This window comes from Bradyrhizobium sp. NDS-1 (genome assembly GCF_032918005.1).
GTDB lineage: Bacteria > Pseudomonadota > Alphaproteobacteria > Rhizobiales > Xanthobacteraceae > Bradyrhizobium > Bradyrhizobium tunisiense.
Genome location: NZ_CP136628.1, coordinates 4,366,646 through 4,386,441 on the forward strand (window position 1 = coordinate 4,366,646; position 19,796 = coordinate 4,386,441).

16 protein-coding genes are annotated in these 19,796 nt (G+C 65.1%); 6 read left to right on the forward strand and 10 right to left on the reverse strand.

Annotated features, from left to right (window positions below; genetic code table 11):
• Positions 1-128 precede the first annotated feature (128 nt).
• Positions 129-1,358 (forward strand): lytic murein transglycosylase, encoded by a 1,230-nt coding sequence (locus RX330_RS20690; protein ID WP_317239625.1) that lies wholly within the window; start codon positions 129-131, stop codon positions 1,356-1,358.
• 6 nt (positions 1,359-1,364) lie between these two features.
• On the opposite strand, the gene RX330_RS20695 is transcribed toward RX330_RS20690, so the two are convergent.
• The 3 genes from RX330_RS20695 to recJ all read right to left on the reverse strand — a co-directional run bounded on the left by RX330_RS20695 (position 1,365) and on the right by recJ (position 4,946).
• Entirely contained in the window at positions 1,365-2,162 is a 798-nt protein-coding gene (locus RX330_RS20695; protein ID WP_317239626.1) for an aldolase, read from the reverse strand.
• A gap of 97 nt (positions 2,163-2,259) precedes the next feature.
• A complete protein-coding gene (locus RX330_RS20700) occupies positions 2,260-3,069 on the reverse strand; it encodes an SDR family NAD(P)-dependent oxidoreductase (RefSeq protein ID WP_317239627.1) in 810 nt (269 codons plus the stop codon).
• Between the two features lie 35 nt (positions 3,070-3,104).
• Complete coding sequence (recJ, locus tag RX330_RS20705) at positions 3,105-4,946, reverse strand: single-stranded-DNA-specific exonuclease RecJ (protein WP_317239628.1); 1,842 nt, start codon at positions 4,944-4,946, stop codon at positions 3,105-3,107.
• Positions 4,947-5,228: 282 nt separating this feature from the next.
• Between recJ and RX330_RS20710 the strand changes: the two genes are divergently transcribed.
• From RX330_RS20710 to RX330_RS20720, 3 genes are all read left to right on the forward strand, one after another.
• Positions 5,229-6,305, forward strand: coding sequence for a methyl-accepting chemotaxis protein (locus tag RX330_RS20710; protein WP_212085493.1), 1,077 nt, complete (start codon positions 5,229-5,231; stop codon positions 6,303-6,305).
• A gap of 346 nt (positions 6,306-6,651) precedes the next feature.
• Entirely contained in the window at positions 6,652-7,089 is a 438-nt protein-coding gene (locus RX330_RS20715) for a hypothetical protein (RefSeq protein ID WP_249153272.1), read from the forward strand.
• Positions 7,082-8,314 (forward strand): HlyD family secretion protein, encoded by a 1,233-nt coding sequence (locus RX330_RS20720; RefSeq protein WP_212085495.1) that lies wholly within the window; start codon positions 7,082-7,084, stop codon positions 8,312-8,314. The genes RX330_RS20715 and RX330_RS20720 overlap by 8 nt, the downstream gene beginning before the upstream one ends.
• 99 nt (positions 8,315-8,413) lie before the next feature.
• Here the strand turns inward: RX330_RS20720 and RX330_RS20725 are convergent, their stop codons facing one another.
• From RX330_RS20725 to RX330_RS20750, 6 genes are all read right to left on the reverse strand, one after another.
• Complete coding sequence (locus RX330_RS20725; RefSeq protein WP_317239629.1) at positions 8,414-9,424, reverse strand: 4-hydroxythreonine-4-phosphate dehydrogenase PdxA; 1,011 nt, start codon at positions 9,422-9,424, stop codon at positions 8,414-8,416.
• A complete protein-coding gene (locus RX330_RS20730; protein ID WP_317239630.1) occupies positions 9,421-10,959 on the reverse strand; it encodes a tripartite tricarboxylate transporter permease in 1,539 nt (512 codons plus the stop codon). Before RX330_RS20730 ends, RX330_RS20725 begins: the two co-directional genes overlap by 4 nt.
• Positions 10,960-10,970: 11 nt before the next feature.
• Complete coding sequence (locus tag RX330_RS20735) at positions 10,971-11,453, reverse strand: tripartite tricarboxylate transporter TctB family protein (protein WP_317239631.1); 483 nt, start codon at positions 11,451-11,453, stop codon at positions 10,971-10,973.
• Between the two features lie 135 nt (positions 11,454-11,588).
• The gene (locus tag RX330_RS20740; protein WP_317239632.1) at positions 11,589-12,581 is read right to left on the reverse strand and encodes a Bug family tripartite tricarboxylate transporter substrate binding protein; all 993 of its coding nucleotides are present in this window, start codon (positions 12,579-12,581) and stop codon (positions 11,589-11,591) included.
• Positions 12,582-12,633: 52 nt separating this feature from the next.
• The gene (locus RX330_RS20745; protein ID WP_317239633.1) at positions 12,634-13,887 is read right to left on the reverse strand and encodes a CaiB/BaiF CoA transferase family protein; all 1,254 of its coding nucleotides are present in this window, start codon (positions 13,885-13,887) and stop codon (positions 12,634-12,636) included.
• A 9-nt stretch (positions 13,888-13,896) separates the two neighbouring features.
• Entirely contained in the window at positions 13,897-14,691 is a 795-nt protein-coding gene (locus RX330_RS20750; protein ID WP_317239634.1) for an enoyl-CoA hydratase/isomerase family protein, read from the reverse strand.
• Between the two features lie 118 nt (positions 14,692-14,809).
• Here RX330_RS20750 and RX330_RS20755 point away from each other — a divergent pair, with 118 nt between their 5' ends.
• Positions 14,810-15,475 carry a GntR family transcriptional regulator gene (locus RX330_RS20755; RefSeq protein ID WP_212085515.1) on the forward strand — a complete coding sequence of 222 codons (666 nt, stop codon included), beginning with the start codon at positions 14,810-14,812 and terminating at the stop codon, positions 15,473-15,475.
• A 157-nt stretch (positions 15,476-15,632) separates the two neighbouring features.
• Positions 15,633-16,604, forward strand: coding sequence for an MBL fold metallo-hydrolase (locus tag RX330_RS20760; protein ID WP_317239635.1), 972 nt, complete (start codon positions 15,633-15,635; stop codon positions 16,602-16,604).
• Between the two features lie 51 nt (positions 16,605-16,655).
• On the opposite strand, the gene RX330_RS20765 is transcribed toward RX330_RS20760, so the two are convergent.
• Entirely contained in the window at positions 16,656-19,793 is a 3,138-nt protein-coding gene (locus RX330_RS20765; protein ID WP_317239636.1) for an efflux RND transporter permease subunit, read from the reverse strand.
• Between the last annotated feature and the right edge of the window lie 3 nt (positions 19,794-19,796).

Consider the following 19,796-nt stretch of genomic DNA (forward strand, 5'->3'; position numbering starts at 1 on the left):
TGCGAGGGGAATGCGGGACTGCGACAGTTTGTTCCGACGAATTGGCCGATCCATGCGCCCGGAAATTCGACGCGCGGTTGTTCCGGGAACCGACTCACACGGGCCATGTTTCGGGCTAGAATGTGCCCATGAAGCAAACTGATTCCTCACTCTGTTGCACGCGCCGCACCCTGCTCCAATCGACGTTCGGTGCGGCTGCCGTACTCACGCTTCCGACACACGTCCTCGCCGCACCTCCGGGCTTCGACGAATGGCGCGAAGCCTTTCGCTCACGCGCCCTGGCCAAAGGCATTTCCGCCGCGACCTGGCAGCGCGCGATGGCGCGGGTCGAACCCGACATGAGCGTGTTCAAGCAGATGCGCAGCCAGCCGGAATTTCACGAGCAGGTCTGGCAGTACATCAACCGCCGCGTCTCCGACTGGCGCATCATCAACGGCAAGATTGCCCTGAAGAACAACGAGGCGCTGCTCGCGCGCATCGAGCGCGAGTTCGGCGTCGAGCGCGGCACGCTGCTGGCGCTGTGGGGCGTCGAGTCCGCCTATGGCGATCCGCTGGTGCAGCAGAACCACATGAGGCCCATATTTCCATCACTGGCCGCACTTGCCTGGAACGAGCCGCGCCGCAAGGCCTATTGGGAGACCGAGCTGATCAACGCGCTGCGCATCGTCGACAAGGGCTGGAGCACGCCCGAGCAGATGCAGGGATCCTGGGCCGGCGCGATGGGGCATTCGCAATGGATGCCGGAAGTCTGGCTCAATGTCGGCATCGACTATGACGGCGACGGCAAAGTGTCCCCATTCGGCAAGCCCGACGATGCGCTGGGCTCGACAGCCAAATATCTCGTCAATCGTGGCAAATGGCATCGCGGCGAGCATTGGGGCTATGAGGTGCGCGCGGCCGGCAACATCAGCGGCAGCCGAACCTATGCGGCATGGCAGGCGGCCGGCGTCACCCGCGCCGACGGCCAGCCGTTTCCCCAGCCGAACGCCTCCGCGCAGATGTGGACGCCGGTCGCGGGCGGGCCGACCTTCTTGTTGGGACCGAACTTCTACTCGGTGAAGAGCTACAATCCCTCGATGAACTATGCGCTAGCGATCTGCCATCTCGGCGACCGCTGCCTCGGCGCGCCGCCTTTCATTCAGCCCTTCCCCGGCTCCGAGCGCGCGCTGACGCTCGCCGAGGTGCAGGAAATGCAGACGCGCCTGACGAAGGCCGGCTTCGACACCGGCGGCACCGATGGCCGCGTCGGCAACGACACCATGAAGGCGGTCAAGGATTTTCAGCAGCGCGCCGGGATCACGCCGGCGGACGGCTATGGCGGGTTGAAGGTGCTGGCCAAGCTGCGACAGGGGTCGTAGGCGACCTCAATGCCGGTACTGCGGCTCCTCCGCATCGAGCTGCCTGCGGATCGCGGCGAGATGCAGCCGTGCGGATTCGCTATCGCCCTCACGCATCTGCCTGTAGGTTTCGGCCGCAACGGCGGGATCGACCGGCAGCACCTTTCGTCCCGTCGACATCGCCAACACCTGCACCTCGGCGGCACGTTCGAGATAGTAGAGATCGTCCCAGGCCTCCGCGATGGTCGGTGCCAGCACCATCACGCCGTGATGCTTCATGAAGATGATGTCGGCATCGCCGACGGCGGACGCGATGCGCGCCCCTTCCTGGTTGTCCAGCGCGAGGCCGTTGTAGTCGCGGTCGACGGCGGTGCGGCCATAGAACTTCAGCGCGGTCTGGCCGGCCCAGATCAGGGGCTCGCCTTCGGTCATCGACAGCGCGGTGGCATAGGGCATGTGGGTGTGGAAGGCGACTCTCGCGCGCGGCAGGCGCTTGTGCATCTCGGCATGAATGTAGAAGGCGGTCGCCTCGGGCACACCCTCGCCGTCGAGCACGTTGCCGTGGAAGTCGCAGATCAGGAGCCTGGACGCGGTCAGCTCGCGAAAGGCGTAGCCGTAGGGGTTGACGAGGAACAGATCGTCATGGCCGGGCACGACGGCCGAGAAGTGGTTGCAGATGCCTTCTTCAAAGCCATTGCGCGCCGCCATGCGGAAACAGGCGGCGAGGTCCTCGCGTGCAGTGCGGATCGCATCGGTAGCGAGATCCGGCCGGTTCGACCGGAATGGCGCTGATGCGGGTGAGGAAGCGTGAAGGCTGTGCGCCATGGCGAAGGACACCTCTGTTGGTCGAGAGCTGCCCCTCGTTGTACAGGCGCTGCGCCTGCACGTCAGCCCCTGCGCGTGCCGCCCTGCCCTGCGCGGCTCAGGCCCGCCGCAGCACGCCGCCCGCGTTCATGCCACCGTCGATGACGAGTTCGCTGCCGGTGAGGTAGCGCGAGGCATCGGAGGCCAGATACAGCACGCCGGAGGCGATCTCCGCCGCCTGGCCGGCGCGGCCGAGCGGCGTGACGACCTTCGCACGCTCCTCCGGATCGATCGGCGCGTTCTGGCCGGCGCCGGTCGCGCCCGTCGGGATCTTGCCCCAGATCGGCGTGTCGATGATGCCGGGATGAACCGAGTTGACGCGGATGCCGTCGCCCGCCGCAGCGCATTCCATCGCGATCGACTTGGCGAACAACCGCACGCCGCCCTTGGTCGCTGAATAGGCCGACAACCCGGGCGAACCGCGCAGGCCCGCCAGCGACGACATCATGATGATCGAACCGCCACCATGCTTGCGCATCAGGGGCAGGCAATGCTTGACCGAGAGAAACACGCCGTCGAGGTTGATCGCGTTCTGCTTGCGCCAGTCGGCAAGCGTCATGTCCACGATCGAAGGCACGGCAATGCCGATGCCGGCGTTGGAGACCATGATGTCGAGCCGGCCGTAGCGCTTGGCGACTTCGGTGACGATCTCGATCCAGCGCTCCTCGCTGGTGACGTCCTGCTCAAGGAAGATCGCCTTGCCGCCGGCTTTCGTCACGCGCTTGGCGAGTTCGGGGCCGCGCAACTCATCGATGTCGGTGATGACGACGGTCGCGCCCTCGCGCGCGAACAGCTCGACGATGGCTTCACCGATACCTGAGGCCCCGCCCGTCACCAGCGCGACCTTGCCCTCAACCTGCCCTGCCATGTTTCACTCCCTTTTTTTGTTGTTTGAAGCAGCGGCTATCTAATCACGGATGGCCCCTGGTCCGGTAGCGCGACGTCGATGACGCGGAACTGCACGCGTTCTGTGCCCTGATAGCGATCGACCGCGAGCGAGCCCGCGACATGCAGTTGCTGGCCGCGATTGGCGAGCAGCGCGTTTCCGAGCTTCTGGCCGACCGAGCGGAATGCGATGCCGTTGACGATGGCGCCGTCGCCCGACTTGAAACGCAGACGCAGATGCGCCTGCCCGACTTCGTCGGCAAAGACCAGCTGGTGCGCCGGCAGCGCCAGCACGGCTTCCGGATTGCCGCTCCCGAAAGGACCGGCGCGGTTCAGCGTCGCCGCAAGCTCGGTCGTCACCGCGCGTGCGGAGACCGCGCCGTCGATATAGAGCTCGTTGACGTGGCGGGCCTCGGCGACGTCCTGCGCCAGCGCGTTCTCGAGATAAGCGCGGAATTCGGCGAGCTTTTCTTTCCGCAGCGTCACGCCGGCGGCCATCGCGTGGCCGCCGCCCTTGAGCAGAATCCCGTCGGCCACCGCCTGCCGCACCGCCTTGCCGAGATCGACGCCGGCGATCGAGCGCCCCGAGCCGGTGCCGATGCCACCAGGCTCGAGAGCAATGGCGAAAGCCGGTCGCGAGAACTTCTCCTTGAGCCGGGAGGCCACGAGGCCGACGACGCCGGGATGCCAGCCTTCGGACGCCGTGACGATGACGCCGAGCTTGTCCTCGAGCCCGATCGAGGCCAGCGCTTCGGCTTCGGCCTGGGCTTCGGCGGCCTGCTCGATGACGCGGCGCTCGCTGTTGAGACGGTCGAGCTCGGCCGCGATCCGCGCGGCCTCGACGCTATCGCCCTCCAACAGCAGCCGCACGCCGAGATCGGCGCGGCCGATGCGGCCGCCGGCATTGATGCGCGGCCCCAGCATAAAGCCGAGATGCCAGGCCTCCGGCGGGCCGTTGAGTCGTGCCACGTCCATCAGCGCGGTATGGCCGACATGGTCGCGACGCCGCATCGCGATCAGCCCCTTGGCAACGAAGGCGCGGTTGAGGCCAACCAGCGGGGCAACATCGGCAACGGTGCCGAGCGCGACGTGATGCAGCATGCCGAGCAGATCGGGCTCAGGCATCTCCGCGCTCCAGAACCCGCGCTGGCGCAACTCGCGATTGACCGCCACCAGCGTAACCAGCACGAGGCCGACGGCGGCGAGATGGCCAAGGCCGGAGAGATCGTCGAGCCGGTTCGGATTGACCAGCGCATCGACCTCCGGCAGCTCCGTGCCGGCCTGGTGGTGGTCGATCACGACCACGGACATGCCGAGCCGTTTCGCTTCAGCCAGCGGCTCGATGCTGGTGGTACCGCAATCGACGGTGACGAGCAGCGTCGCACCCTTGGCCGCGAGCCCGCGCACCGCGTCGACGTTGGGGCCATAGCCCTCGAAGATGCGGTCGGGAATGTGGATCAGCGGATCGAGTCCGCAATGGCGCAGGTGCCAGGCCAGCAACGCCGCAGAGGTCGCGCCGTCGACGTCGTAGTCGCCGAAGATCGCGACCTTCTCCCCCTTTGTCGCGGCATCCGCGATCCGTTTGGCCGCCGCTTCCATCTCCGTGACCGTGAACGGGTCCGGCAGAAGCTTGCGGATGGTCGGATCGAGGAAGTCGGCAACAGCGTCGATATCGACGCCGCGGCCCGCCAGCACGCGCGCCAGCAGCTCCGGGAGCTGGTGCCGTTGCACGATGGCAAGCGCCTTGGCCGCCCCGCGCGCGTCGAGCCGGTCGAGCCAGAGCTTGTCGGTGAGCGAGCGCGCGACACCCAGGAACGCTCGGGGCGCTTCGACGGGCAAGGCGGTGGCGGGCGGCGTCATGATTCGAGAGCGATCTTTGGGAACTCGGGACCCCGGACGAACACGCAGGGCGTCCGGTCACTGGCCGATTGGCCGGGAATCCGCCGAGCTTTGCAACGGCGGCGGTCCACAAAGCGGTGGATGGCTGCCCGGCAGGGCTCAGTGACTATCATTTGGGCACCCGGCCGAACAGCAAATTAAGCAGGCGTTAGGCGGAATCTTCGAAAAAGACTCGTATTCGATCTGTAATTTGTCAGTTCCGGGTTCGTTGCAGATCAACCTCATTGCCAAGGGAAGTCCCCGATGTCTGCTGCGCTGGGTCTGAAAGCCAAGCCGATCGCCACAGAACCCGCCGACGATGATTCCGACATCTCCGCGCTGATCAACCGCCTGACCGCGGAGGTCAACCAGATCGCGGTCGACAAGACCAAGTCGATCCAGCAGATCACCAACCAGATGAAGATGCTGGCGCTGAACGCGCTGATCGAGAGCTCGCGCGCCGGCGCGCAAGGCGCCGGCTTTGCGGTGGTGGCCCAGGAGGTGCGCGGCGTCGGACAGCAGGTCGAGACCATCGCACGCGAGCTCGAAAGCCAGCTGACGAAGCGCACCGGCGATCTCGTCTCCTCGATCGAGCGCATGAGCCAGCGTTCGCGCGGCGAGCGCATGATGGACCTGTCGCTGAACGCGATCGAGCTGATCGACCGCAACCTCTATGAACGCACCTGCGACGTGCGCTGGTGGGCGACCGATTCCGCCGTGGTCGATTGCGCGGCCTCCCCCAGTGCGGCGGCCGTCTCGCACGCCTCGCAGCGCCTCGGCGTGATCCTCGGAGCCTACACCGTTTATCTCGACCTCTGGCTCTGCGACCTCGACGGCAACGTCATCGCCAACGGCCGTGCCGACCGCTTTCGCGTCGTCGGTCAGAACATCGCCCACACAAAATGGTTTCGCGACGCGCACAGCCTGCGCTCCGGTGACGACTACGTCGCCGGCGACGTCGAGAACCAGCCGCTGCTCGGCAACGCGCAGGTCGCGACCTATTGCGCCAGCGTCCGCGCCGGCGGCCAGGCCAACGGCGCCCCGATCGGCGTGCTCGCCATCCATTTCGACTGGGAGCCGCAGGCCCGTGCCATCGTGCAGGGCGTGCGCATCGGCGACAGCGACAGGGCCCGCGTGCTGCTGGTCGATTCCAACCTGCGCGTCATCGCAGCGTCCGACGGCCAGGGCATCCTCAGCGAACGCCTCTCGATCTCGCTGAACGGCCAGCGCTCCGGCTTCTATCACGACCGCAACGGCTCGCTGGTCGCCTTTCATGCAACGCCGGGTTACGAGACCTATCGGGGCCTCGGCTGGTACGGGGTGATCATCTGCGGTGCCTGAGGCGCCTCGCAAGATCGGACGGGTAGCCCGCTCTCAACAAGATTCGCGAAAACAACCCCATGCACAGTAGCCAAGGGGTTGTCTTCCCTGGTTGTTTTTGCACGCGCCAAAATTCTTGGACACGTCGGGCAAAACAGGAGCAACCTGCCAAGGGCGCCATCGCGGCACATTTGTTCTTGCAACGACCGTCTCGATAAAAATGCCTTCGGGCGCGGCGATCTAGCACACACTCTCCACAACGGCAGCCCGACACATCCTTGCTCTCGCTCTTGTGTTGGGGAACAATGCCCGGCAATGAAAGAGCCCTACCGTGGGCTCTCGAGCTTTTTCTTGCGGGGCAACGAGCTTGAGCGAACAAATGCATCCGGCAGCGCCCCATCACCTGCCGTTCTTCGTGCCTGGACCTGACGGCTCGGACGCCCTGATGGTCGTCATGGCCATTTTCCTCATTGCCGTCGTGTTGTGGGTGGGTACGCTCTATTGGAAGCTGCACAGCCTTCCGGAGCGGATGGCGCACAAATCGCAGAAGCTGCAATTCGAGCTTGTCGCCGTGCTCGGACTCATCTCGCTGTTCACACACATGCACATCTTCTGGATCGCAGGCCTCCTTCTCGCGATGATCGATCTGCCGGACTTCTCCACGCCGCTGCGCACCATCGCCGGCTCGGTGGAGCGGATCGCCGATGCAGCGCCGCAGACCCGGCAACCGGCAACCGAAGCCGAGCTGTCCGGCAATTCCGGCACCAAGAATGCGCCGCACGAGGGAGTTCAAGGTCATGCTTGAACTCCTGCTCTGCTCGCTCGTGACGATCCTCCCGGACTACCTCTATCGGCGCTATCGGCAGGGTAAGCGGTTCGGCAAGGAGATAACGCTCTTCTCGGTCTGGTACGAGCTGAGGTGGGGCATCACCAGTTGCCTGATGCTGACCATCGCGCTGATCACCATGATCTTCTACTATCATCCTTCGACCAGTTCGGCGACGCTCTACTTCCGCACCGTGCCGATCCTGCCCGAAGTCGCCGGCCGCGTCGCCGAGGTCAACGTCGATTACAGCGCGCCCGTCAAGAAAGGCGACGTGCTCTTCCGGCTGGACAGCGCCAAGCAGCAGGCGGCACTCGAGACGGCAAAACGAAAGGTCGCCGAGGTCGATGCCTCACTGATCAGCGCGCGGGCCGATGTGGTCAAGGCGGACGCCCAAATCGGAGAAGCGAAGGCGGCCTGGCAGCAAGCGAGGGACGAGCTCGACACCAAGAGCGAATTGCAGCGGCGCAATCCCGGAATCGTGCCGCAGCGCGACATCGAAAAACTCCAGGTCATCGTCGATCAGCGGCAGGCGGGCGTCGATGCCGCCAGTGCCGCCAGGGAGGCTTCGACCCTGCGAATCTCGACGCTTCTGCCCGCCGAGAAGGCGAGTGCCGAGGCGGCCATGGCAGAGGCGCAAGTGGACCTCGACAAGACCTCAATTCGAGCCGGCATCGATGGACGCGTGGAGCAATTCCTTCTGCGTACCGGCGATGTCGTCAATCAGATGATGCGGCCGGCTGGCGTCTTGATTCCGGATGGCGCTGGCCGGCGCTCATTGCAGGCTGGCTTCGGCCAGATCGAAGCCCAGGTCATACGACCTGGCATGCTTGCGGAGGCGACTTGCATCTCGAAGCCGTGGGTCATCATTCCGCTCGTGGTCACTGGCGTGCAGGACTACATCGCCGCAGGACAATTCCGCTCGGGCGAACAGCTCATTGATCCGCAAAATCTGCGGCAGCCCGGCACGATCCTGGCATTTCTGGAGCCGCTCTATAAGGGCGGGCTCGAGGGCGTCACGCCAGGATCGGCCTGCATGGTCAACGCCTATACGAGCAACCATGATGCGATTGCGGACCCCAAGACCGGCGCACTCAAGGGATTTGCCTTGCATGTGGTCGATGCGACGGGGCTCGTGCATGCCCTTCTGTTGCGCATTCAAGCCCTGCTGCTGCCGGTCAAGACACTGGTGCTGAGCGGCCACTGATCCCGGAGATTCAGAATAGGCTCAGGATCGTGACGGGCCTATGCGCTCGCAACATGGCTCGCGAGCCTCTAGAGTCGTCGGGCGAAAGTCACCGTCGGTTCACCGAGGACGTTTTGTGGCAGTCGCCATCTCCGCCGCCAGCAGCAGCGCGGCACGGCTCGCGCCGATCGATGCGACGCCCTGCCCTGCGATGTCGTAGGCGGTGCCGTGCGCGGGCGTGCAGATCGGGAACGGAAAGCCGCCGAGCAAGGTCACGCCGCGATCGAAGCCCATCAGCTTCATCGCGATCTGGCCCTGGTCGTGATACATCGTCAGCACCGCATCGAAGGCGCCGGCCTTGGCCCGCAGGAACACGGTGTCGGCGGGAAACGGTCCCTCTGCGGCGATGCCCTCGCGCTGGCCTGCCGTCACACCGGGCGCAATGATGTCGATTTCCTCGCGGCCGAAATTTCCGCCATCGCCGGCATGCGGATTGAGCCCGGCAACCGCGATGCGGGGGCGTGCGAAGCCGGCATTGCGCATGCAGGCATCGGTCAGCGTCAGCGCACGGTGGATGCGTTCGCTGGACAGCTTCGCGGCGACGTCCCTGAGCGGGATATGAGAGGTGACGCGTGCGTTCCAGAGCCGGTCCAGCACGTTGAACTCGCTCGCGGCGGTCTTGAGGCCGACCACCTCGGCCGAAAACGCGATCTCGTCGTCATATTCGGCGCGGGCGAGCCGCATCGCCTGCTTGTTGAAGGGCGTAAAGCAGACGGCATCGACGCGACCGTCGCGGCCAAGCTCGAGCGCACGCCGATAGTTCGCCAGTGCGAACCTGCCACCGGCAAGCGTCGCGGTTCTTGGCTCGACCTCTCTGGGATCAAGGTGACGGAGATCGAGAAACAGCGCATCGCCCTGAGCTGCGCGCGGGTCGGCTCCTTGCTCCACCATCGTCAAGTCCGCCTTGACGCCGGCGACACGCGCACCCTCGTCGAAGATGCGGCGGTCACCGATGACGACGAGCCGGCAGCTCGCGCGGATGTCGTCCCGCACCACCAGCTTCGCCGTCAGCTCCGGACTGATGCCGGCGGGATCTCCCATTGCCAATGCAATGAGCGGCTTTGCGGTCATATGATCACCTTTTCCTGGGTGGTCGGGTCAGCCGCGGGAGATGCCGGCTTACGCCAGAGCCGCGCAAGCTGCAGCACGAGCGGAAGCAGCAACAGCGCGATGCCGGCGACGATCAGGCATGTCACCAGCTTGTTCGCAAAGAAGATCCCCAGGGATCCCTTCGAGATCAGCATCGACTGCCGGAACGCATCCTCGGCCTTGTCGCCGATGACGATTGCGAGCACGAGCGGCGCCAGCGGATAGAACAGCTTCTTGAAGAGATAACCGACGACACCGAAACCGAGCATCATGATGACGTCGAGATAGGAGTTCGACACCGAATAGGCGCCGACGACGCAGATGATCACGATCAGTGGCGCGATCACCACGAAGGGAATGCGCATCAAGGCGGCGAAAACCGGCACGGTGAGCAGCACCAGCACGACGGCGACGATGTTGCCGACATACATCGAGGCGATCAGGCCCCAGACGAAATCCTTCTGGTCGACGAACAGCATCGGCCCGGGATTGAGACCCCAGATCATCAGCCCGCCCATCATGACCGCCGCGGTGGCCGAGCCGGGAATGCCGAGCGACAGCATCGGCAACAGCGCGCTGGTGCCGGCTGCGTGGTCGGCCGTCTCGGGCGAGATGATGCCTTCAACCTCGCCGGTGCCGAAATATTGGCCACGGCGCGAGAAGCGGCGGGCGATGCCATAGCTCATGAAGGAGGCCGCGGTCGGGCCGCCCGGCGTGATCCCCATCCAGCAGCCGATCGCGGCGCTGCGCAGCAAGGCAAGGCCGTGCCACGGCAGGCGGCCAACGGCGCGAAACACCTCGCGCCAATCGATCTTCGAGGAGACCGCGCGGGCATGAAATTCCTCCTCGACGGCGACCAGCAGCTCGCCGATGCCGAACAGACCCATCACGGCGACGACGAAGCTCACGCCCTTGACCAGCTCATCGACGCCCATGGTCAGGCGCACGCTGCCGGACACCGTGTCGATGCCGATGGCCGCGATGGCAAAGCCGATCGCCAGCGCCACGACGGTCTTGATCGGCGCCGAGCCTCCCATGCCGACGAAGCTGGCGAAGGCGAGGAAATAGACCGCAAAATACTCGGCCGGCCCGAAGGCGAGCGCAACCTGCGCCACCCAGGATGCGAGGAACGTGATCAGGATGACGCCGATCAGCGCGCCGATCGCCGCCGAGCCGAAGGCGGTCGCGAGCGCCGTGGTCGGCCGGCCGTCGCGCGCCATGGGGTAACCGTCGAAGGTGGTCGCGACCGACGACGGTTCGCCCGGAATGTTGAACAGGATCGAGGTCACGGAGCCGCCGAACAGCGCGCCCCAATACATGCTGGAGAGCAGGATGATCGCCGACACCGGCTGCATGCCGAAGGTGAGCGGCAACAGCAGCGATACCCCGTTCGGCGCGCCCAGTCCCGGCAGCACGCCGACGAGAATGCCGAGCAGCACACCGACCACCATCAGCAGCAGATGCGGGACGGTGACCGCGATGGTGAAGCCGTGGAGGAGCTCTGAGAGATTATCCATCGACCTCTCCGTCAGAACCCGAACGCGGCGGCAAGCGCACCGTGCGGCAGACTGACCTGGAACATGCGCTCGAACACGACATAGAGCGCAAGCGCCGTTGCCCCCGCCATGGCGAGCGCACGCGGCACGGATTGGTGACGCGGGATGGCCAGCACCGTGAAGATGTAGAGCGCGGAAGCGACGTACATCCCGGCCAGCGGAATCGCCGCCACGAAGATCGCAGCCGGCACGAACAGACCGGCCAGCCGGCGCAGCTCGATGGACGTGATGGCGATGGGGACGTTGGCCAATGTGGCGGCCGGCAGCGCGCCACGCACCAGGTTGTAAAGGCTCCCGACCACCACGATGATCCCCGTCAGGAACGGAAACGTGCCGGCCTCTACACCTGCGCTCGACCAGCCGATGCCGTTGTCCAGGCTGGAGACAATGACGGCGACACCGAAGCTGCCGGTGAGGATGGCGGTGGCCAACTCAAGCGCGCGGCGGGAGATCATGGAGGGCTCCACTCAAGACCCGTAATAACGTGGCCGATCATGACACACACCGCTTCCCCGCACTCGGCAGGGACGACAGCGGAGTTTGTGGCGCGGTCCTGTCCAATCGGCCACCGCCTACGCTACCGCCCCGCCTCACTTGACGAGCCAGCCCTGCTCGCCTGCGACCTGCCTGATGTGCTCGAGGTCCTCCTTGATGAACTTGTCGAGCTCGGCGCCGGTCAGGAAGGTGTCGACCTGGGAGGTCTTCTCGATATAGTCCTTCCACTCGGGCGTGGCCTGCACCTTCTTCATCAGGTCGACATAGAATGCCGCCTGGTCCGGCGTGACCTTGCCCGGCAGCCACACGGTGCGCGGCTGCTCATATTGCTTGATGTCGAGCCCCTGCTCGATGCAGGTCGGAACGTCGCTCCAGCCTTCGCTCGCGGTGACCTTTGGCCCCTGCGGCAGTCGCTTCGGACTGAAGACACAGAGCGGCCGCTGCGTGCCGCCCCGCCATTGCCCAAGACTCTCGCTGGGATTGTTGACGTGGGAATCGAGATGCCCGCCCGCGAGTTGCACGGCGGTCTCGGCGCCGCTCTTGAACGGGATATAGGTCAGCTTGACCTTGCCGGCCTTCTCGATCATGCGGGTCAGGACCTCGTCGGTGTCCTTCGATTGCGCGCCGCCCATCTTGAACTCGCCCGCGGCAGCGGCTTTCAGATAATCGCCCGCCGTCTTGTACGGCGAGTCCTGCTTGACCCACAGCAGGAACTCGTCCTGCGCCATCGCCGCGATCGGGGTGAGATCGGTGTAGTTAAAGGCGACCTTGGAGACGAGCGGCTGCTGCCAGGCGTTCGAGGTGCCGAAGATCACCTTGTGGGGATCGCCGGCGGAGGCCTTGCCGTAGACATAGCCTTCCGCGCCGCTACCGCCGCCCTTGTTGACGACGACGATCGGCTGCTCCGTCAGCTTGTGCTTGGTGATGATGTTCTGCACCGCGCGGGCGAGATTGTCGGTGCCTCCGCCGGGCCCGGCCGTGGCCACGAACTCGATCGGCTTTTGCGGTTGCCAGGCGCTGAGCGCCGGAGCCGCGCCGGCTAGCACGCTTAACGCTGCGGAAAGCAGAAGTGTTGACGTCCGACCCATGATTTCCTCCACCTGCATTCTTTGTATTCTTATCGTTGTTCTTGCCTTCGGCTCAGGCGACGCGTTCCGCGCGTCTGCCTGATGCCCGCACGATCGCGCCTTCTTTTTCGAGCGCTTCGATTCGTGACTGGTCGAACCCGTGCTCGGCCAGCACCTCGTCCGTGTGCTCACCATAGACCGGAGCGCCCGATCGCACTTTGCCTGGGGTCTCCGAAAACTTGATGGGAAGGCCGATCGTCTTGACGGGGCCGAGCGTGGAGTGCTCGACCTCGACCACCATCTCTCGCGCCAGTGTCTGGGGATCGCCGAGGGCCTCCAGCATGTCGTGCACAGGTCCGCACGGCACGCCCTTCTCGTCCAGTGCCGCGAGCCAGTGTGCGCGCGATTTGGTGCGGAAGCGTTCGCTCAGGACCGCTTCGAGCTCCTTCAGATTGGCCATGCGGTCGGCGCCGTTGACGAAGCGCGGATCGGCGGCGAGCTCGCTGGCGCCGAGCGCTTCCAGCATCAGCAGCCAGTGCTTCTTGTTGGCGCCGCCGACGACCAGCCAGCCGTCCGAGGCTTCGAAGGCCTGGTATGGCGCGTTGAGCGGATGCGCCGACCCCATCGCGCGGGGCGCGGTGCCGGCGGCGAGCGCAATGGTCGACTGCCAATAGGTCTGCACCAGTGCAGCCTCGTAGAGCGAGGTCTCGACCCACTGCCCTTCTCCGGTCTTGAGACGATGGGTATAGGCCGCGAGGATGCCCATGCTCGCCAGCAGACCGGCGGTGATGTCGGAGAGCGGCGGACCGCATTTGACGGGCGGGCCGTCGGGACGCTCGCCGGTGAAGCTCATGATGCCGCTCATGGCCTGCGCGACCAGATCGAAACCGCGGCGGTGCTTGTAGGGGCCGGTGCGGCCGAAGCCGGACAGCGAGCAATAGATCAGCGACGGGAATTCGGCATGCAGCGCCTCGTAGCCGAAGCCGAGACGCTCCATCGCGCCGGGCGCAAAGTTCTCGACCAGCACGTCGGCGCTCGCGATCAAGCGCCGCAGCACTTCCTTGCCGCCGTCGGTCTTCAGGTCCAGCACGACGCCGCGCTTGTTGCGGTTCATCATGAGGAAGGAGGCGGCTTCATCGCCGATCTTCGGCGGCACCGAATGGCGGGTGTCGTCGCCGTTCGGCCATTTCTCGATCTTGATGACGTCGGCGCCCATGTCGGCAAGCATCAGGGTGCAGGTCGGCCCGGCCATGACATGGGTGAGATCGACGACCTTGAGACCGGCGAGCGGTCCCGAACGGCGGGAGGCGGATTGCGAACTTGGCATCGGGGCGTCCTATTGGCCGCGCCATTGCGGCGCGCGCTTGTTGAGGAAAGCATCGAGCCCTTCACGAAAATCCTGGCTCGTGTAGCACAGCAGGATGAGGTCTTCGCCCTCGTCTCCCGTGGGGCGCCGTTGCAGGCGGGCGACGGCCTGCTTGGTCGCATTCAGCGTCAGCGGCGCATGGCTGGCGAGCAGCCGGGCGACCTCATCGGCGCGCTTCTCCAGCGCGGCAATGTCCTCGACCACCTCGCCGAGCAGCCCGACGCTGGCGGCTTCCGTGGCATCGACCAGACGCGCGGTGAAGATCAGATCCTTGACGCGCGCAGCCCCAATGAGCGCCGTGAGGCGGCCGACATTGGACATCGACAGGCAATTGCCGAGCGTCCTCGCGATGGGAAAGCCGATCTTGGCGCTCCTCGTGCCGATGCGCAGGTCACAGGCCGCGGCGATGCCCGCCCCGCCTCCGGTGCAGAACCCGTTGATCGCTGCGATCGTCGGCACCCGACACTCTTCCAGCGTCGTCAGCACCCGATCGATGCGGTTCTCGTAATCGATGGCATCCTGCGGCGCCTTGAATTCGCGGAACTGATTGATGTCGGTGCCCGCGGCGAACGCCTTGTCGCCTGCCCCGCGCAGCACCAGCACCTTGATCGAATGGTCGCCGTTGGCCTGCTCGCAGATCGCGGCCAGCCGCTCATACATGGCGAAGGTGAAGGCGTTACGGGCCTGCGGGCGGTTGAAGGTGATCCGCCCGATGCCGTCCTTGCATTCAAAAACGAGGTCGTCCGCCTCCGCAGCCAGGTCCATTTCCTCATGTCCTCTTGTCTTTTTGCATTTTTGAATGCAAAATCTGCCATAAGCAAGCTGGAACTTGCAGATTTCGATCGATTTCTGTGTTTTTGCATTCAAAGTGAGCGCTGGTGCCATGCTTCATGAAGACGTCGTCGGACGCATCCGCGCCATCCTGCTCGACGGCGAGATTCCGCCAGGCGCGCGGATTCCCGAGCGCGAGCTGTGCGAGCGGCTCGAGATCTCGCGCACGCCGCTGCGTGAAGCGCTCAAGGTGCTCGCTGCCGAAGGACTCGTGCAGCTGCTGCCGCACCGCGGCTCGCGCGCGGCGAAGCTGACCGACAAGGACATGCGCGATCTGTTCGAGGTCTGCCAGGGTCTGGAGGCTCTTGCCGGCGAGCTCGCCTGCGAGCGCATCACCGACGCGGAGATCGATGCGATCGCCGCCACGCATGCGGACATGGTGCAGCATTATCGCGAGAATGATCTGATCCAATACTATCGCGGCAACCGCGCCATTCACGAAGCCATCGTCAACGCCGCCGGAAACCCCGTGCTCGCGGGGCTGTACACCTCCGTGACCGCGCGCATCCGGCGCGCGCGCTACGTCACGCCGATGACGCCACAGCGCTGGGCGCTCGCGGTCAGGGAGCATGAGGCGATCCTGAACGCACTCCAGCGCCGCGACGGCGTCGGCCTCTCCCATATCCTGCGCGCACATCTGCGCCATAAGCGCGAAGAGGTCTTGCAGGCGGGCTTTGCCGAGACGGAAGGCAATGACGTCGCGCTGAGAATTGCGTAGAGCGCAATTCCGCGGTCGCATATCTGCGAACCAATTCTACTTGCTAGCTAGACGTAACCAGCGCAGCATGGAACCTGCCGACCTCGGCCCCATGACCGACGGCCGGCCGCGATGCGCATACAATTGCGCAAGATAAAAGACAAAGCGGAGGAAATGCATGACAATCGATGTCTCTCGCCGGTCCCTGCTCGCACTCGGGGCGGGTCTTGGTGCCAGCGCCATGCTCGGCAGCAGCGCGCTGGCGCGGGCTCCCAAGCTCGGCACCCAGACGCCCTACTGGCATCGCTTCGTTCTCGGCGATGCCGAGGTGACCGTCGTGTCCGACGGGCCGTTGCCGCTGGGTGATCCCTCCGGGACGTTCACGGGCGTTCCCAAGGAAGAGGTCAAGAAGATGCTGGCCGACAATTTCCTGTCGCCGGACAACGTCGTGCTCGAACAGAATTCTCCGATCGTGAACACCGGCGACAAGCTCATCCTGTTCGATACCGGCATGGGCAGCTCGAAAATGTTCGGCGCAAGCACCGGGCGACAACAGAAGAGCATGACCGAGGCCGGCATCAAGCCGGGTGACATCGACGCCGTGGTCTGCTCGCATGCCCATATCGACCATATCGGCGGCATCGTGGACGAAGGCGGCAAGCCGCTGTTTCCGAACGCGCAGGTCTACATCTCCCAGACCGATTTCGACTTCTGGACCGACGAAGGCAAGCTCGGCAGCGCCGCGAAGGACTTCGTCGTCCACGCCCGGAAGAACCTGCTGCCGGTCCGCGACCGCATCGTGTTCTTCAAGGACGGTCAGGAGTTCCTTCCGGGCGTGCAGGCCATCGCCGCGCCGGGTCACACCGTCGGTCACACCATCTTCACGGTCTCGTCGGCGGGCAAATCCTTCGCCTTCCTCGGCGACCTCTCGCACCATTCGGTGCTGCTGCTGGAGCGGCCGCGGATGGAGTTCTCCTACGACAGCGATCCCAAGCAGGCGGCCGAGTCACGCGTCAAGCTCCTGACGATGCTTGCGGCGAACAAGATCCCGGTGATGTCCTATCACTTCGCCTGGCCGGGCTACGGCCACGTCGCCAAGGCAGGCGACGGCTTCCGCTACTATCCGGAGCCGATGAAGATGACGTTGTAGACCAGCCAGATCAGCTCCGGGCGGCGCGAGCCGCCTGGAGCTGCGATGCAGTCATTCCGCGGGCTCCGCGAGGGCAACGGCCTTGGCCGTCTCGGCTTCGGCGCAGGGAAACATCCGCCGAACGAGCACCAACAGCGCGGGGACGAAGAAGATGCCGAGGACCGTTGCCGCGATCATGCCGCCGGCAACGCCAATTCCGACGGCATTCTGGCTGGCGGAGCCCGCACCGGTCGCGACCGCCAGCGGCAGCACGCCGAGAATGAACGCGAGCGAGGTCATCAGGATGGGGCGCAGGCGCTGCCGCGCCGCGTGCAGCGTGGCCTCGACGAGGCCGCGGCCGGCCGCGATCTGCTCCAGCGCGAATTCGACGATCAGGATCGCGTTCTTCGAGGCGAGACCGATCGTGGTGAGCAGACCGACCTGGAAATAGACGTCGTTGGCCTGGCCGAACAGCGTGGCAGCGAGCAGCGCGCCCAGCACACCGATCGGCACCGTCAGCATCACCGCGAACGGAACCGACCAGCTCTCGTAGAGCGCCGCGAGACTGAGAAAGACGATCAGCAGCGAGATCGAATAGAGGTAGAGCGTCTGGCTGCCGGTGAGCCGCTCCTGAAACGACAGGCCGGTCCATTCGTGGCCGTAGCCCTTCGGCAGCTTGGCCATCTGCTCCTCCACCGCCTGCATGGCGACGCCCGAGCTGATGCCCGGCCCCGCCTGGCCTTGAAGCTCGACGGCGGCAACGCCGTTGTAGCGCTCCAAGCGCGGCGAGCCAAAACTCCAGCGATTGGTGGCCAGCGCCGAGAACGGCACCATCGAGCCCGCGGTGTTGCGGACGTACCAGCGGCCGATGTCGCTGGTGTCCATCCGGAACGGCGCATCGCTTTGCACATAGACCTGCTTGACGCGGCCACGGTCGATGAAGTCGTTGACATAAGCGCCGCCCCAGGCCGCCGACAGCGTGGTGTTGAGATCGCTGAGATTCACACCGAGCGCGGTGGCCTTTGCCTGGTCGACGTCGAGGTTGAATTGCGGCGTATCGTCCTGGCCGTTCGGCCGCGCCTGTGCCACGCGCTTGTCCGTCGCGAGCTGGCCGAGCAACTGGTTGCGCACCTGGATCAGGGCCTCGTGACCGTTCCCGCCGGTGTCCTGGAGATAGAGATCGAAGCCGCCGGAATTGCCGAAGCCCGGAATGGACGGCGGCAACACTGCGAACACCATGGCGTCACGGATCTTCGCGAACGCGCCCATGGCGCGGCCGGCCACGGCCTGCGCAGAAGTCCCCGGATGCTTGCGCTCGTCGAACGGCTTCAGGCTGACGAAGGCGAGGCCAACGTTCTGCCCCTGCCCCGCGAAGCTGAAGCCGTTGACTGCAAACACGCCTTCGACCGCATCCTTCTCGTTGTCCAGGTATTGACGCTCGACCTGCTTGATGACGTCGAGCGTGCGCGCCGAGGTAGCGCCGACCGGAAGCTGGATCAGGGTCATGATCGTACCCTGGTCCTCCTCGGGCAGGAACGAGCTCGGCAGCCGCTGGAACAGGACGACCATGCCGGCAACGATCGCCACGAAGGCGATCATGACGCCGGCGACGCGCTTGATCGCGCCGCCGGCCGTGCGCTGATAGCCGTCGGCCATGCGGTCGAAACTGCGATTGAACAGGCCGAAGAAGCCGCGCGGCGCGCCGTGTTGCGGCGGCTTCAGGATCGTGACGCACAGCGCCGGCGTCAGCACCAGCGCCACCAGCACGGACAGCAGCATCGCCGTGACGATGGTGAGCGCGAACTGCCGATAGATGATTCCGACCGAGCCGTTGAAGAACGCCATGGGGATGAACACAGCCGACAATACGACACCGATGCCGATCAGGGCGCCGGTAATCTCGCGCATCGACTTCTCGGTCGCCTCGCGCGGACCGAGCTTCTCCTCGGCCATCACGCGCTCGACGTTCTCGACCACGACGATGGCATCGTCGACCAACAGGCCGATCGCCAGCACCATCGCGAACATCGTCAGCGTGTTGATCGAATAGCCCGCCAGCGAGAGCACGCCGAACGTGCCGAGCAGCACCACGGGCACGGCGATGGTCGGAATGATGGTGGCGCGCCAGCTCTGAAGAAACACGAACATCACAACGAAGACGAGGATGATCGCCTCGAACAGCGTGTGCACCACCTTCTCGATCGACAGCTTGACGAAGGGCGTGGTGTCGTAGGGATAGACGACGCGAAGCCCCTCCGGCATGGTGGCACTGAGCTGGGCGACGCGCGCCTTCACCGCTTCCGAGGTCGCGACCGCGTTGGCACCGGTCGCAAGACTGATGCCCATGCCGGCGGCGGGCTTGCCGTTGTAGCGCGCCGCGGAATCGTAGGATTTCGATCCGAGCTCGACACGCGCGACGTCGCCGACGCGCACCACCTGGCCCGACGACGCCGTGCGCAGGATGATGTCCTTGAACTGTTCCACAGTCTGGAGGCGGCTCTGCGAGGTGATGGTGGCATTGAGCTGCTGACCGCCGATCGACGGAAGGCCGCCGAGCTGGCCAGCCGTCACCTGGGTATTCTGGGTCTGGATCGCCGCGATCACGTCGCCGGGCATGAGATTGTATTTGGCGAGCTTGTTGGGATCGAGCCAGATGCGCATGGCGTATTCGGCGCCGAACAACGTGACCTGGCCGACGCCGGCGACCCGGCTGATGGGATCGTTGACCGAGGACGACACGTAGTCGGCGATGTCGCTGGCCGCCAACCGGCCGTCCTCGGAGACGAATCCGAGCACCATCAGGAAGCTGGCCGACGACTTCACGACCTTGATGCCCTGCTGCTGCACGACCTGTGGCAGCAACGGGGTTGCGAGCTGGAGCTTGTTCTGAACCTGCACCTGAGCGATGTCGGCATCGGCCTCGTTGGTGAAGGTCAGCGAGATCTGCACGACGCCGGTCGAGGTGCTCGACGACGACATGTATTGGAGATAGTCGAGACCGGTCATGTTCTGCTCGATGACCTTGGTCACCGAGTTCTCGGCAGTCTGGGCATTGGCGCCGGGATAGGTCGCCGTGATCGTGACGACAGTCGGCGCGATCTGCGGGTACTGTGCAATCGGCAGGCGCATGACCGCGAGCACACCGCCCAGCATGATCAGGATCGCGATGACCCAGGCGAAGATCGGCCGCTTGATGAAGAAATGCGACATGGC

Excerpts from the sequence above, each read along its gene's own strand:
- RX330_RS20690 (WP_317239625.1), top strand. The coding sequence starts at position 129 with ATGAAGCAAACTGATTCCTCACTCTGTTGCACGCGCCGCACCCTGCTC.
- RX330_RS20695 (WP_317239626.1), bottom strand. The coding sequence starts at position 2,162 with ATGGCGCACAGCCTTCACGCTTCCTCACCCGCATCAGCGCCATTCCGG.
- RX330_RS20700 (WP_317239627.1), bottom strand. The coding sequence starts at position 3,069 with ATGGCAGGGCAGGTTGAGGGCAAGGTCGCGCTGGTGACGGGCGGGGCC.
- recJ (WP_317239628.1), bottom strand. The coding sequence starts at position 4,946 with ATGACGCCGCCCGCCACCGCCTTGCCCGTCGAAGCGCCCCGAGCGTTC.
- RX330_RS20710 (WP_212085493.1), top strand. The coding sequence starts at position 5,229 with ATGTCTGCTGCGCTGGGTCTGAAAGCCAAGCCGATCGCCACAGAACCC.
- RX330_RS20720 (WP_212085495.1), top strand. The coding sequence starts at position 7,082 with ATGCTTGAACTCCTGCTCTGCTCGCTCGTGACGATCCTCCCGGACTAC.
- RX330_RS20725 (WP_317239629.1), bottom strand. The coding sequence starts at position 9,424 with ATGACCGCAAAGCCGCTCATTGCATTGGCAATGGGAGATCCCGCCGGC.
- RX330_RS20730 (WP_317239630.1), bottom strand. The coding sequence starts at position 10,959 with ATGGATAATCTCTCAGAGCTCCTCCACGGCTTCACCATCGCGGTCACC.
- RX330_RS20735 (WP_317239631.1), bottom strand. The coding sequence starts at position 11,453 with ATGATCTCCCGCCGCGCGCTTGAGTTGGCCACCGCCATCCTCACCGGC.
- RX330_RS20740 (WP_317239632.1), bottom strand. The coding sequence starts at position 12,581 with ATGGGTCGGACGTCAACACTTCTGCTTTCCGCAGCGTTAAGCGTGCTA.
- RX330_RS20745 (WP_317239633.1), bottom strand. The coding sequence starts at position 13,887 with ATGCCAAGTTCGCAATCCGCCTCCCGCCGTTCGGGACCGCTCGCCGGT.
- RX330_RS20750 (WP_317239634.1), bottom strand. The coding sequence starts at position 14,691 with ATGGACCTGGCTGCGGAGGCGGACGACCTCGTTTTTGAATGCAAGGAC.
- RX330_RS20755 (WP_212085515.1), top strand. The coding sequence starts at position 14,810 with ATGCTTCATGAAGACGTCGTCGGACGCATCCGCGCCATCCTGCTCGAC.
- RX330_RS20760 (WP_317239635.1), top strand. The coding sequence starts at position 15,633 with ATGACAATCGATGTCTCTCGCCGGTCCCTGCTCGCACTCGGGGCGGGT.
- RX330_RS20765 (WP_317239636.1), bottom strand. The coding sequence starts at position 19,793 with ATGTCGCATTTCTTCATCAAGCGGCCGATCTTCGCCTGGGTCATCGCG.